Genomic DNA, 13,764 nt, shown 5'->3' on the forward strand with positions numbered 1-13,764 from the left:
AGGAACTATGAAGTTAAAAAACATATCTTTCTATACATGGATTTTATTAGCTTTTCTTGTTGCTGGTATTGTAAGTGGATTACTATTAGTAAAAGAGCGTCATTACATTGAGGCTCAGCAAGAACAAATTGAAAATATTATAGATTATGATGGTTTACTTCGTGCTAATGCCTATGAAAAAAGGTCTCTAGGGGAGGCAATTGCATCTGCCAAGGAGTCTGGGATTACAGCATTAGCTATTTATGATAGAACCTTACAAAAAGAAACCGATGCTGGTCATATTCGCATGTATACTTCTAATGATTTAGAACAATTGCAAATCAACGGAGTGCAACCAGGTACTACCTATATCGGAATGATTCCAGGTAAAGAAGCTTACTTTCAAGAAGTACAGGATGATTTATTGCGCCGTTTAGGTCAAAATAAAGTACATATATTGCAAACAGATCTAGGCCCTATGTTAGGATTAGCTTTACCAAGTGATTCTTTAAAAGATATGAATTTAGGTATTTCTAAATTACAAGCTGAGGAAGTAGCTAAACTTGGCTTTCATGTGATTGTTCGACCAACAAATTATAAAGGTGCCACAGTAGAAGACGTAGATCATGTATTCCAACGTATTGATGGTGTATCTGGTGTAACAGGTATGATTTTCGTTGGAAAAGAAGCATTAGGATATCCATTACATGTGGATCGCACATTGGAGCAATTAGAGAAACGTCAAATTCCGCTAGTAGGAATTGAAGCGGTGAATCAATTGCAATATTTTCCACAAGCAGGGTTCTTGGAGATGGCCAATGCCAATCATTATAAAGTGGGAAGATTGTACACAGTATCTAAGGAAGAAGTGCGTAAGTTAACCCCAGCTGAGTTAATTCAATGGTTCTATATTAGTGATATTGAACGAAATATACGGTATAACTTGTTTCCAATTTATGAACAAGGTGTAGATAATAAAACTGCTTTAGAAACTACATTGTTTGTGGCGAAACAAGTGACAGATAAACTACAAGCTCGTGGTTTTACTACTGGAGAAGCCTCTGTATATCCAGTGTACTTCCCGAATACCCTGTTGCGATTGTTAACGATGACAGGTGTCATAAGCTTGGCTACACTTACATTAGGTCAGTTCGTACATATACGTAAATCATATTTACTAGGTCTATTCGCACTGGGCAGTATCGTTTCTATTGGCATTTATATATTGACCACAGGGACAAAAATTATGTCGGCTTGGGCACTAGTAGCTGCTATTTCTGCTCCAGTGTTGGCAATGACGATGATCTTTGATTGTTGGTCAAAACGGAACCACACGGGTATATCCCCTTGGAGAAGTACCATAGAATCTGTGGTATATCTAGTCGTAGCAGCTCTAATAGCTGCTATTGGAGGAATTAGCATTGCAGCCATGTTAGGTAGTACGCAGTTCTTCATGGAGTTTGCTTTATTCCGAGGTGTAAAATTAACCTTTGTGGCACCAGTACTATTGACAGCCATAGCATATTTGCAACGCTTTCCTATTTGGAAAGGACGAACTATATCTTCTGTAAGTGATGTGAAATCTTTTATTACAGAATTTGTTCAAATTGATATTAAAGTCTATAGTTTATTAATTGCTGGGGCTTTAGCGGTAGTGGCCTATGTCTTTGTAGGGCGTAGTGGTCATACAGCTGGCGTACCAGTACCGTCTTGGGAACTAGCTTTACGTAGGTTTTTAGAAAACACGATGTATGCTCGCCCTCGTGAAAAAGAGTTTTTAATCGGTCATCCAGCGTTTATGCTGGCAGCCTATGCTGTGGGATGCCGTATTCCAATGGTCATGCATTTTGCTTTATCCATAGCGGCAGTCATAGGTATTGCTTCTATGGTGGAAACATTCTGTCATTTACGTACGCCAGTGTATATGTCCATTGCTCGTGGTTATGATGGATTATTATTAGGTATCGTCATCGGTTTAGTAGCGATTATAGCGGTACGTTTCATCGGCTATGGCATTCGTTGGTTCCAAGGACGAGGTGAAAGTCATGTGTAAGATACTCATTTCCGGTTATTATGGATTTGGTAATGCCGGAGATGAAGCGCTATTGAGTTCTATTTTGCAAGCATTGCTGGAATTAGAACCGAAGGCCGAGATTACGGTGATTTCTGGAAATCCTAGTGAAACTATGAGCACTCATAAGGTGAAAGCCATTGGTCGTTTTGATATTTGGAAGATATACCAAGCTGTGTATTCTTGTGATATGCTCATCAGTGGCGGTGGTAGTTTGTTGCAAGACGTAACAAGTGCTCGTAGTTTGTATTATTACTTAAGCATTATAGCTTTAGCGAATACATTGGGAAAACGAGTGATGATTTATGCCCAAGGCATTGGACCTTTGCGTAAATCCTTGGCTCGTACTACGGTGGGGCGTGTCTTGAATCAAGTATCCATGATTACTGTACGAGATCATGCCTCAAAAGAGGAACTACGTTCACTAGGTATTCATCATGTACCAATTACAGTAACTGCTGATGCTGTGTTAGGGATGCACCCAGTGGAGGCCACAGCAGGTCGTGATATATTGGCATCGTATGGGGTGCCTCTAGACCAACCAATTGTGGGTGTTTCCGTACGTGCTTGGAAAGATTGTACAGAGTATCAAACTACATTGGCAGAGGCTCTAGATCAGATTCATCGAGAAACAGAGGCTCATATCGTGTTTATTCCTATGCAACATAGGGAAGATACGATGGAGGCAGAAGCCATTGCCAAACGGATGACAGTTAGATCGACGGTTTTGGCTGATGCCTATAGCACAACAGAGCTACTGTCGTTGAGTAGTTGTGTGGATGTCATGATAGGTGTACGGCTCCATGCATTAGTATTTAGTGCGTTAATGGAAACACCTTGTTTAGGGATCTCTTATGACCCTAAAATTTTAAACTTTCTTCATATGATTGGGGAAGTGCCAGTAGGTGATTTACATACATTAGAAGTTGAACCTATTGTGGCACGTGCAGTAGAAGCTTTGGAACGAAGCACTTTCACAGATACCGTGCTAGAAAATATCCATGAACTACGAAGAAATGCATTAAAGAATGCCCGCATTGCCATCGGCATGCTGCATGATAAATAATTTACCTTAGAATTGTGTATAACACGGGAGGGTATAGTATGTTAACACTTGAACAAAAACAATTGATACAAGAAAAAGCAAAAGCGATTCGTGTAAACATCGTGAAATCTGTGACAGCAGCAAAATCTGGTCATCCAGGAGGATCTTTGTCCATTGCTGATGTGATGAGCTTGTTGTACTTTCAAGAAATGAATGTAAATCCAAATGAGCCAAAAGATCCAAACCGCGATCGTTTTGTCTTATCCAAAGGACATGCTGCACCAGCTCTGTATGCTACATTAGCAGAAAAAGGGTTTTTTCCAACAGAAGAATTACTAAACTTGCGTAAAATCGACCATATCTTGCAAGGTCATCCAGATATGAAATACATTCCAGGTGTAGATATGTCTACTGGTTCCTTGGGACAAGGTATTTCTGCAGCATGTGGTATGGCATTGGCAGGTAAGATTGATGGAGCCTCCTACCGTGTGTACTCCGTACTAGGTGATGGCGAACTAGAAGAAGGGCAAGTATGGGAAGCAGCGATGTTTGCAGCACATTATAAATTGTCTAACTTAACAGCTTTTGTAGATTTTAATGGATTACAAATCGACGGTGATATCACAAAAGTTATGAGTCCATTACCAATTGATGAAAAGTTCAAAGCTTTCGGTTGGCATGTGATCGTGGTGGATGGTCATGATTTAGATGCTTTACATGAAGCAGTTACAGAAGCAAAAGCAACTACAGATAAACCGACTATGGTGATTATGAATACTGTTAAAGGGAAAGGTGTACAAGCTATGGAAGGCCAAGCAGGCTGGCATGGTAAAGCGCCATCACAAGAGGAATGTGACAAATTTGTAGCGGAATTGTTGGAGGTGTAATCATGGGAAAAGCGACTCGTGAAGCATATGGTACAGCCTTAGTAAAAGTGGGGGCTACTCATAAAGATGTTGTTGTATTAGATGCAGATTTATCAAAATCTACAAAAACTGATGAATTTAAAAAAGTATATCCTGAACGATTCTTTAATGTAGGGATTGCAGAGCAAAACTTAATTTCTGTAGGTGCTGGCTTAGCAGCAGCAGGAAAAGTGCCATTTGTATCTTCCTTTGCTATGTTTGCTACCGGTCGTGCCTTTGAACAAGTGCGGAACGCCGTATGCTATCCAAAATTAAATGTAAAAATATGTGCTACTCATGCAGGGATTACTGTCGGTGAAGACGGTGCGACACACCAAAGTTTGGAAGATATTTCTTGTATGCGTACATTACCTAATATGACAGTTGTGGTACCAGCAGATGCAGCAGAAACAGAAGCTGTGATTGCTTGGGCAGCAGAGTATCATGGCCCTGTGTATGTACGTTTAGGACGTGCTGGTGTAGAAGATGTGACATCAGAAGGATACACATTTATACCGGGTAAATCTCAACAATTACGTGACGGTAAGGATGCTACGATTATTGCCTGTGGTGCCTTAGTAGGACCAGCAGTAGAAGCAGCAGCTACATTAGAAGCAGAAGGCATTTTTGTACGTGTTATCAACATGGCATCTATTAAACCAATTGATGGAGAAGCAATTGTGAAGGCCGCAAAAGAAACGGGAGTATTGATTACTGCTGAAGAACATAATGTGATTGGTGGTTTAGGTAGTGCGGTAGCAGAAGTAGTGGTAAAAGAGTACCCAGTGCCAATGGAATTTGTCGGCGTGAAAGATACCTTTGGTGAATCTGGTACACCAAAAGAATTGATGGCAAAATATGGATTAACAGCAGCTGATATTGTAGCAGCTACCAAACGAGGTATAGCACGAAAATAGGAAGGGAATGATAGAATGATAGAATTTAGAAATGTCCATAAAGTATACGACAATGGTTCTATTGCTTTAGAGGATGTATCGATTCATATTGAAAAAGGAGAATTCGTATTAGTCTGTGGGCATTCTGGAGCAGGTAAATCAACATTTATTAAGTTACTTTCACATGAAGTCACACCAGATTCTGGAACGGTTATTGTGAATGATGTTGATGTAACACGTATCAAATCTAGTAAAGTACCGTACTTGCGTAGAAAGTTAGGTATTGTATTCCAAGATTTCCGATTATTACCATCAAAAACAGTGTTTGAAAATATTGCGTTCGCACTAGAAGTTATCGAGGAAAAACCGAAAGTAATTAAAGAGAAAGTTTTAAATGTATTAGAGTTGGTCGGACTCAGCGATAAAGCTAATGATTTGCCACAAGATCTTAGTGGTGGGGAGCAACAAAGGGTAGCTATCGCTAGAGCCATTGTAAATAAACCATTGGTGCTGATTGCAGATGAACCAACAGGTAACTTGGACCCTCAAACAAGCCGCGATATTTCTGATCTTTTTAAAGCCATCAATAACTCTGGTACAACCGTAGTGATGGTAACACATGATATGGATATGGTGTCTTATCTAAACAAACGAGTGATCGCCTTAGAAGGTGGTCGTGTAGTAAGTGATCAAATGAGAGGGGCCGCATTCCATGAAAATTAGAACGTTTAAGTATTATATAAAAGAAGCCGTTCAATCCATGCGCCGTAATGGATTGATGTCCTTGGCATCTATTTCCACTGTCACATTATCCTTGTTTATCTTGGGTGTATTTGCTTGTGGAGTGGTAAACCTTAACAATTTGGCATCCCATTTAGAGAGCCAAGTACAAATTAGTATCTACTTGAAGGATAACTTAACAACACCACAAGTGATGGAATTAGGTAAAAAGTTAAAAGCCTTGCCAGAGCTAAAGGACATTGAGTTTGTCACAAAAGATGAAGCTATGAAACGCTTTAAAGAACGCTTAGGGGAGCAACAGCAATTAGTCGATTCCCTAGATGGACATAATCCATTGCCAACGTCTTATGTGTTAACATTCAATACACCAGACCAAGTGAAATCTACAGCGGAAATTGTCTCTAAATATCCAGAAGTAGAAAGTGCCCACTATGGACAAGACGTGATTGAACAAATTTTTGAAGTCACAAAAATTATTCGTATCGGCGGTATTGTGCTCATCGGTTTCCTAGCAGGGGCGACCTTATTTATCATTTCCAATACGATTCGTTTGACGGTATTTGCCCGTCGTAAAGAAATTGGAATTATGAAATATGTAGGTGCCACAAACTGGTTTATCCGCTGGCCTTTTGTATTAGAAGGTATGTTTTTAGGCGCTATTGGTGGTGCGATTGCAGGCATTGCTACTTGGCAATTCTATCGCTATATCACAGTGGAAGTGATTGCAAACTTTGCGTTTATGCCATTGGTACCAATGATGCCGTTTATCTATCAACTATCTGCAGGATTAGTTGGGATAGGTGTGATTGTAGGTGCTATTGGTAGTACCATTTCGTTAAAACAATATATGAAAGTGTAGGAATGATGAAGAAAAAAACAGTAACACTAGTAACTAGTTTACTATGCGGTTCTATCATGATGGCTACACCGTACTGGTATCAAGCACAAGATGAAGACTTAACGAATCAGTTGTCAAATATTCAACAACAATTGACAAATGAGGCCAATAAAAAGTCGGAAGCAGAAAAAACGATTGGTACCGTATATGAACAGTTACATGCTATACAGATTGAATTAGATACAGCCACTGCAGAGTTAAAACAAGTGCAAGCAGATCGTATTCGTTTAGATCAGGATATTACGAAAACAGAGGAAGAATTAAAAGCAGCACAGGAACGTTTACAATCACGAGAAAAAGTATTCTACAAACGGGTACGAGATATTTATATTAACGGACGTTTAAGTTACTTAGATGTAGTGGTTGGTTCTAAAGACTTTAGTGATTTTGCAAATCGTATGGAAATGTTGAAACGGATTCTTCAAGCCGATATGGAATTGATTAATACCATAAAAACTGAGCGTGAAGAGATTGCTAGTAAAAAAGCTAAGTTGGAAGCAGACCGGGCTAAAGTATTAGAACTTGAAAAGGTAGCACAGGAAAAACAAACGATTATTAATCAGAAAAAAGCAGAACGTCAAGCAGTATTAGAACGAGCGATGAATGACCGTGATACAGCAGACCGGGCCTATAATGAGTTAATGGCATCATCTGCAAGCATTACAGCTATGTTACAACAACGAGCAGCAGAACGTGCGGCAGCAGCCGCAGCAGCTAGCCAAGGTGGTGGCGGTGGTGGTGCTACTACTACATGGGTACAGGGAACTGGACAGTTAGCCGCCCCTGTTAATGCACCGATTACATCTGATTTTGGGTGGCGTATCCATCCAATTTATGGTACAAGTCGTCTCCATGCAGGTACTGACTTTGGTGTTGATGAAGGAACCCCAGTACATGCAGCAGATGGTGGCGTTGTTGTGGAAGCTGGCTGGATTAGTGGCTATGGATACACAGTTATTATTGATCATGGTAACGGTATGTCTACTTTATATGCTCATAATAGTGATGTAGCGGTAAGCCCTGGTCAAACAGTATCAAAAGGTCAAGTAGTTTCCTACTCAGGTAACACAGGTGGTTCTACAGGTCCACACCTTCATTTTGAGGTGCGTATTAATGGGGAACCAACAGATCCAATGGGATACTTATAGAGGAGACTATGGAAGATAACAAAAAAAAATCTAATTGGATACGCATAAAAGAGTATTTGTTTATCTCTGAAAAACACGATGAAGCTAATACTACTATGGAGACGTCAAAAGAGGTTGATCCTAACATAGAGCAGCTAAGTTTTAAAGATAGAATCTATAAGTTGATGGGTAAGCTGATAAAGTTATTAATTGTATTCCTTATTATGCTTACTGGTTTCTTTTGGTATATTTCTGGATCTCCCTTAGGCCTTGCTAAATTTGGTTACACTTATTACATCACTACACAATGGGCGATGGACTCACCATCTAAAGAAGAACTTTTTGTGAATATGTTAAAGGGGTTAGCTAAAGGTACCCATGATAAACATACTGTTTATTTGGATAAAGAAGATATGAAAGAACTTGAGATGCATACATCTTCTACCTATAGCGGTATTGGTTTATTATTGGATTTTTCCGATGGTAAAGTTCTCAAAGTAGGTGCTACTATGGAAGGGCAACCAGCAGAAGCAGCAGGACTTCAAAAAGGAGACCAAATTCTTGCGATTGATGGGACACCTATATCTGATATAGAAAAAGAAGAAGTAGCTAATCATATTCGTGGTGAAGCAGGTACATTTGTTGTGCTTCGCATCCTTCGTAGCGGAGAAGAGCAAGAGATTTCCATTGAACGAAAAACTATTGTCATGCCTACTGTAAGAGGTAAGATGCTAGACGATAGTGTCGGTTATATTCGGTTAACGCAGTTTGCTGAAAAAACAGTAGATGAGTTTACGAAAATCTATGAGGATCTTCAAGCTAAGGGGATGAAACGCTTAGTATTAGACTTGCGTGATAATCCAGGTGGTTTAATCACTACGGCTCAGGGTATAGGGCAATATTTGATACCTAAAGGGCCGATTGTAACGGTACAAACTAGAAAAGGCCGAAGTAGCGTCTATATGTCTAGAGGTGACCATAGTCTAATCCCATTAGTTGTGTTGATTAATGGTAACTCCGCAAGTGCTTCAGAAATTATTGCTGGTGCGGTGCAAGATACGAAATCTGGCATTATTGTGGGTACAAAAAGCTATGGTAAAGGTACTGTGCAAAGTGTAGTACAAGGTCTTGATGAAGAAGGCTTAAAAATTACTATTGCTCGCTATCATACACCTAATGATAGGGTCATCGATGGTATTGGTATTATACCAGATGAAATTGTGGAGCCGTCCAAAGCAAATCCTGAAGAGGATGTACAGTTGGAACGGGCTATTGAAATTGTAAAAACTCTATGATATAGCGGCTTCGGCCGCTCTATCTATAGGGCTAGAGGAAAAAATATGTTTATAGATCGTGCCCGTATATTAGTAAAAGCGGGAGATGGCGGTAACGGTATGAGTAGTTTCCGTCGAGAAAAATATGTGCCACAAGGGGGACCGAATGGTGGCGATGGCGGTAAAGGTGCCGACATCATTTTAAAAGCTGATAGAAATATCAATACACTTGTTGATTTTAGATATAAACGTCAATTCAAAGGCGATACCGGTGGTGCTGGACAAAGTGCTAACAAGCATGGTCGTGGCGCTGAAAATTTAATTGTTTCTGTTCCATTAGGAACAACGGTAACAGATGAAGAGTCTGGTAAATTAATGGCTGATTTAGTCGAAGATGGACAAACTTACATGGTGGCCAAAGGTGGTCGCGGTGGTCGTGGTAATGCACGCTTTCAAAATAGTGCTAACCGTGTACCAACCTTTGCTGAAAAAGGAGAGCCTGGGGAAGAGCGTTGGTTAAATTTAGAGCTTAAAGTGTTGGCTGACGTGGGATTACTAGGATATCCAAGCGTGGGTAAATCCTCTATCATCCGCAAAGTATCTTCTGCAAAACCAGAAGTAGCTGCGTACCATTTTACTACATTAACTCCAGTATTAGGGGTAGTCTCTGTAGCACCAGGTAAAAGTTTCGTTATGGCAGATATTCCAGGTTTGATTGAAGGGGCTAGTGAAGGCATTGGCTTAGGACATTCCTTCTTGCGTCACGTAGAACGTAGTAATATTTTGCTCCATGTATTGGATGTATCTGGATTAGAAGGTCGTGACCCTATTGAAGACTTTCATAAAATCAATGAAGAGTTAGCTAAATATAGCGAAAAATTGAGCAAGAAAAAACAATTAATCGTATTGAATAAAACAGACTTGTTACAAGATGAAGAAACATTGCCAAGAGTGACAAAATACTTTGCTGATCAAGACTATGAAGTATTTGCGGTGAATGCATTGACTGGAGAAGGGTTGCCATCATTAGTAGAACGTGCATGGTATTATGTGGAAAATTACGTGCCAGAGCCAGAAGTGGTGGATGACACTGTATACTATGAAGCAAAACCTGATACTGACTTCGTCATTACTCGCGGCGATGATGCATCCTATATTATCAGTGGTTCTCGTATTGAGAAATTGGTGGCTATGACAAATCTTGATGATGAACAAGCATTGCGAAGATTCCAAAAGATTTGGCGTTACATGGATTTAGATGCGGAATTGAAAAAACGTGGTATCCAAGATGGCGATGAAGTAGTCATCGGTGATCAACGATTTACATTCCATGATTAGGAGATAGAATGACAGGTAAACAAAAGCGATATTTACGTGCCTTAGCAAGTACTATGCCAGCGGTTGTTATGATTGGTAAAGGAGGATTGGAAAATCCTGTTATCGACAGTGCACGAGCTGCCATTACAAAACGTGAATTAATTAAAGTAAAAGTTCTAAATAACTGCTTGGAAGATCCAAAAGAAATTTTGCCTCACTTAGCGGATATGTTAGGAGCAGAGTTAGTACAAATCATCGGACATAACGGTGTGTTGTATAAAAAAGCAAAAGATCCAAAAATTGAGTTGCCAAGATAATCAATCCACATGAGGTGAAGCGATGAGAGAAGAGTTACGACAGGCGAAACGGGTAATTGTTAAAGTAGGTACAAGTTCACTAACCCATGCAAATGGACGCATCAACATTGATAAAATAGAAGTGTTGGTCCGACAAATTTGCAATTTAGCTAATGCAGGAAAAGAAATGATTTTAGTTTCTTCTGGGGCTACTGCTGCTGGTCTTCCCTCATTGGGATTTACATCAAGACCCGATGACATTGCTTTAAAACAAGCCGCAGCTTCTGTGGGACAAGGTATCTTGTTACATATGTATGAAAAACTATTCGCTGAATATGGACATACGGTAGGACAAATTCTTGTAACCCGTGAAGATACGGTTAAACGTAGTCATTATCTTAATTTACGGAATACATTGACGGCCCTCATTGGATTAGGAGTTATTCCTATTATCAATGAAAATGATGTAGTGGCTATCGATGAGTTTAAAATTGGTGATAATGATACATTATCTGCTAATATTGCTAGCATTATTGATGCAGATGCATTGATTATTTTATCGGATATTGAAGGCCTATATACAGCGAATCCGTCTACAGACAAAAATGCTACATTAATCCATGAAGTAGAGGCTCTTACTCCGTACATTTATGAAATTTCTGGTGGTGCAGGGTCTTCTTTGGGCACTGGTGGTATGTATACGAAGATTCAAGCTGCTCATATTGCAACGAACTCTGGAGTTCATATGATTATCGCCTCTGGTGACCATCCAGATAGTATTAAAGCTATTATGAATGGAGAAGAACGAGGCACGCATTTTTGGCCTCATCGAGATGTACCGCAAATTAAAAAGCGCTGGATGGCATTTGGCACACGTTTACAAGGGACCATTCATGTAGATAAAGGATGCCGTGATGCATTACTCACCAATGGATCTAGTGTTTTACCAGTAGGTATTCTATCTGGTGAAGGGCAATTTGAAGAAGGGGATACCATATCTATTGTTCACGATGGAGAAGAAATTGCCCGCGGTATTGTGAACTTTAATCTATCCGATTTGTTAAAGATTAAAGGCCATAAATCACAGGATATCCCTAGTATATTAGGCGTTCGTGATACCTATCATGTAGTGGTGCATCGAGATAACTTGGTTGTCTTACGACAGGAGTAAATTATGAATCCATATACTGCATATTTTGAAAATTTAGGCAGAGCAGCACGGTCAGCTTCTGTGGCAGGACAAGTGCTAAGCACAGAAGATAAGAATCGTATTTTGGAACAGATTGCTTATGATTTGGAAAATGCTATACCAATGATTTTAGAAGCGAATACTATCGATTGTTCCCAAGCTAAAGAGAATGGAGTTCCATCTGTGATGATGGATCGCCTTCGTTTGACGAAGGAGCGCATCGAAGGTATTTGTGAGGGTGTTCGCCAAGTGGCTCATTTGCATGACCCCATTGGTACTGTCTTAGAAAGTAGAACCTTAGACAATGGCTTGCGTATTGAAAAACGGCAAATCCCTATCGGCGTTATTGGCATGATTTATGAAGCTCGCCCTAATGTGACAGTGGATGCAGCTGCTTTAGCCATTAAGACAGGCAATGCGATTATTCTTCGCGGAGGAAAAGAAGCATACCATACGAGTGATGCTATGGTACAGATTATGCAAGGTTCTTTAGAGCGGTGTGGAGCTCCGAAAGAGCTAGTTCAATTAGTGTCTATTCTTGAGAGAGAAGCTGTAGGTGATTTGTTAGCACAACGCAAATGGATTGATGTGATGATTCCACGTGGTGGAGCAGGATTGATTCAATTTGTCGTGAATAACAGTAAAATTCCTGTTATAGAAACAGGGAGTGGTGTTGTTCATGGCTATGTGGATGTATCTGCTGATGAAACGATGGCATTACAGGTATTGGAAAATGCAAAATTATCACGACCATCTGTATGTAATGCAATGGAAACAATTTTGTTACATGAAGAAAGACTGCAAGACTTAGGACCTAAGATTGTATCTATGTTAGAAGAAAAAGGTGTTGCCATCTATGGGGATACACAAATTCAAAGCTTATCTTCTCAGGTGAAACCTGGTACAGAGGATAATTGGGCTACAGAATATAATGACTATATTGTGAATTTCAAAGTGGTATCTTCCATTGATGACGCTATTACCCATATTAATACATTTGGTACAAAACATTCTGAAATGATTATTACAGAAGACCCAACCGAGGCAGAGCGATTTATGAACTTAGTGGATGCTTCCACAGTTTATGTGAATGCATCTACACGATTTACAGATGGTTTTGAATTTGGCTTAGGGGCTGAGATTGGCATTAGTACACAAAAACTCCATGCTCGAGGACCTATGGGACTAGATGCGTTGACAAGCTATAAATATTTTGTCTTTGGCCATGGACAGGTGCGATGAAATTAGCAGATGTAAAAGCTTACTTTCATTATATGAAGTCTCCCAAAGGAGCTTATGAATGGAAGTCCTACGGAATCGTAATAGTCATACTAGGTATTGTATCTCTAGTGTGTATAGGGGCGTGGTTACATGGTAGATAAGAAAAAGAGAGTTGGTGTTTTGGGTGGCACTTTTAATCCGATTCATTTGGGCCATCTTATGATTGCAGAAATGGCATCAGAAGCATTTGATTTGAATCGGGTAATTTTTGTGCCTGCTAAGGAACCTCCTCATAAGGAATCGGATGTGATTGAGGCGAAATATCGATTAGAAATGGTACGTGTAGCAGTATTGGATAATCCTAATTTTGTAGTTTCTGATGTAGAGATGCTGCGGGATGGGAAATCTTATACCATTGATACATTACGATATTTTCATGATTTGTATGGATCAGATACGGAATTTTTCTTTATTGCCGGCACGGATACGATTCAGAATTTACCAACCTGGAAATATATTGAACAGCTCTTAGATATGTGTGAGTTTATTGGGGCTATCCGCCCTGGTGCCACTGCTGATATTGGTGAAAGTATCGAATGGCTTGCTCAACGAGGCGGTCGTATTCACATATTAGAGGTGCCAGAAATGAAGTTATCTGCTACGGAATTGCGTCGCCGACTGCGGTATGGATTATCTACACGATACATGTTACCTAAATTGGTGTATCAATACATTAAGGAACATAAAATATATAATACATAAGGGTATTTGTTGTTAGGTTGATGCTGGTTTTTATAGATAACCC

The 13,764-nt window shown here is 39.8% G+C and carries 13 protein-coding genes; all 13 read left to right on the plus strand.

Annotation, left to right across the window (positions count from 1 at the left end):
- The first annotated feature begins 7 nt into the window (after positions 1-7).
- The 13 genes from EO114_RS02445 to nadD all read left to right on the plus strand — a co-directional run bounded on the left by EO114_RS02445 (position 8) and on the right by nadD (position 13,721).
- Positions 8-2,032: a DUF5693 family protein gene (locus EO114_RS02445; RefSeq protein ID WP_009372164.1), complete on the plus strand. Its 2,025-nt coding sequence runs from the start codon at positions 8-10 to the stop codon at positions 2,030-2,032.
- Positions 2,025-3,116, plus strand: a complete 1,092-nt coding sequence (csaB, locus tag EO114_RS02450; RefSeq protein WP_009372213.1) for a polysaccharide pyruvyl transferase CsaB — start codon at positions 2,025-2,027, stop codon at positions 3,114-3,116. Before EO114_RS02445 ends, csaB begins: the two co-directional genes overlap by 8 nt.
- 38 nt (positions 3,117-3,154) lie before the next feature.
- The gene (locus tag EO114_RS02455; protein ID WP_009372190.1) at positions 3,155-3,982 is read left to right on the plus strand and encodes a transketolase; all 828 of its coding nucleotides are present in this window, start codon (positions 3,155-3,157) and stop codon (positions 3,980-3,982) included.
- A 2-nt stretch (positions 3,983-3,984) separates the two neighbouring features.
- Positions 3,985-4,917, plus strand: coding sequence for a transketolase family protein (locus EO114_RS02460; protein WP_127061322.1), 933 nt, complete (start codon positions 3,985-3,987; stop codon positions 4,915-4,917).
- 15 nt (positions 4,918-4,932) lie between these two features.
- Positions 4,933-5,619 (plus strand): cell division ATP-binding protein FtsE, encoded by a 687-nt coding sequence (ftsE, locus tag EO114_RS02465; RefSeq protein WP_009372248.1) that lies wholly within the window; start codon positions 4,933-4,935, stop codon positions 5,617-5,619.
- Positions 5,609-6,496 (plus strand): permease-like cell division protein FtsX, encoded by an 888-nt coding sequence (gene ftsX, locus EO114_RS02470; protein ID WP_009372198.1) that lies wholly within the window; start codon positions 5,609-5,611, stop codon positions 6,494-6,496. The genes ftsE and ftsX overlap by 11 nt, the downstream gene beginning before the upstream one ends.
- Before the next feature lie 2 nt (positions 6,497-6,498).
- Positions 6,499-7,683, plus strand: a complete 1,185-nt coding sequence (locus tag EO114_RS02475; protein ID WP_370447301.1) for a murein hydrolase activator EnvC — start codon at positions 6,499-6,501, stop codon at positions 7,681-7,683.
- A gap of 8 nt (positions 7,684-7,691) precedes the next feature.
- Positions 7,692-8,957, plus strand: coding sequence for a S41 family peptidase (locus EO114_RS02480; protein ID WP_240629051.1), 1,266 nt, complete (start codon positions 7,692-7,694; stop codon positions 8,955-8,957).
- Between the two features lie 45 nt (positions 8,958-9,002).
- On the plus strand, positions 9,003-10,274 hold the full coding sequence (gene obgE / locus EO114_RS02485) for a GTPase ObgE (RefSeq protein WP_127061324.1): 1,272 nt from the start codon (positions 9,003-9,005) through the stop codon (positions 10,272-10,274).
- A gap of 8 nt (positions 10,275-10,282) precedes the next feature.
- On the plus strand, positions 10,283-10,570 hold the full coding sequence (gene yhbY / locus EO114_RS02490) for a ribosome assembly RNA-binding protein YhbY (RefSeq protein WP_009372199.1): 288 nt from the start codon (positions 10,283-10,285) through the stop codon (positions 10,568-10,570).
- Between the two features lie 22 nt (positions 10,571-10,592).
- On the plus strand, positions 10,593-11,720 hold the full coding sequence (gene proB, locus EO114_RS02495) for a glutamate 5-kinase (RefSeq protein ID WP_127061326.1): 1,128 nt from the start codon (positions 10,593-10,595) through the stop codon (positions 11,718-11,720).
- A gap of 3 nt (positions 11,721-11,723) precedes the next feature.
- Complete coding sequence (locus EO114_RS02500) at positions 11,724-12,980, plus strand: glutamate-5-semialdehyde dehydrogenase (protein WP_127061328.1); 1,257 nt, start codon at positions 11,724-11,726, stop codon at positions 12,978-12,980.
- A gap of 129 nt (positions 12,981-13,109) precedes the next feature.
- Complete coding sequence (gene nadD / locus EO114_RS02505) at positions 13,110-13,721, plus strand: nicotinate-nucleotide adenylyltransferase (RefSeq protein ID WP_009372176.1); 612 nt, start codon at positions 13,110-13,112, stop codon at positions 13,719-13,721.
- Positions 13,722-13,764: the final 43 nt, after the last annotated feature.

Origin of the sequence: Veillonella sp. 3627, assembly GCF_003992195.1 — a bacterium.
Lineage (GTDB): Bacteria > Bacillota > Negativicutes > Veillonellales > Veillonellaceae > F0422.

What these genes read in the sequence shown, in the direction of transcription:
- EO114_RS02445 (WP_009372164.1), top strand. Translation starts at nt 8, where the DNA reads ATGAAGTTAAAAAACATATCTTTCTATACATGGATTTTATTAGCTTTT.
- csaB (WP_009372213.1), top strand. Translation starts at nt 2,025, where the DNA reads ATGTGTAAGATACTCATTTCCGGTTATTATGGATTTGGTAATGCCGGA.
- EO114_RS02455 (WP_009372190.1), top strand. Translation starts at nt 3,155, where the DNA reads ATGTTAACACTTGAACAAAAACAATTGATACAAGAAAAAGCAAAAGCG.
- EO114_RS02460 (WP_127061322.1), top strand. Translation starts at nt 3,985, where the DNA reads ATGGGAAAAGCGACTCGTGAAGCATATGGTACAGCCTTAGTAAAAGTG.
- ftsE (WP_009372248.1), top strand. Translation starts at nt 4,933, where the DNA reads ATGATAGAATTTAGAAATGTCCATAAAGTATACGACAATGGTTCTATT.
- ftsX (WP_009372198.1), top strand. Translation starts at nt 5,609, where the DNA reads ATGAAAATTAGAACGTTTAAGTATTATATAAAAGAAGCCGTTCAATCC.
- EO114_RS02475 (WP_370447301.1), top strand. Translation starts at nt 6,499, where the DNA reads ATGATGAAGAAAAAAACAGTAACACTAGTAACTAGTTTACTATGCGGT.
- EO114_RS02480 (WP_240629051.1), top strand. Translation starts at nt 7,692, where the DNA reads ATGGAAGATAACAAAAAAAAATCTAATTGGATACGCATAAAAGAGTAT.
- obgE (WP_127061324.1), top strand. Translation starts at nt 9,003, where the DNA reads ATGTTTATAGATCGTGCCCGTATATTAGTAAAAGCGGGAGATGGCGGT.
- yhbY (WP_009372199.1), top strand. Translation starts at nt 10,283, where the DNA reads ATGACAGGTAAACAAAAGCGATATTTACGTGCCTTAGCAAGTACTATG.
- proB (WP_127061326.1), top strand. Translation starts at nt 10,593, where the DNA reads ATGAGAGAAGAGTTACGACAGGCGAAACGGGTAATTGTTAAAGTAGGT.
- EO114_RS02500 (WP_127061328.1), top strand. Translation starts at nt 11,724, where the DNA reads ATGAATCCATATACTGCATATTTTGAAAATTTAGGCAGAGCAGCACGG.
- nadD (WP_009372176.1), top strand. Translation starts at nt 13,110, where the DNA reads ATGGTAGATAAGAAAAAGAGAGTTGGTGTTTTGGGTGGCACTTTTAAT.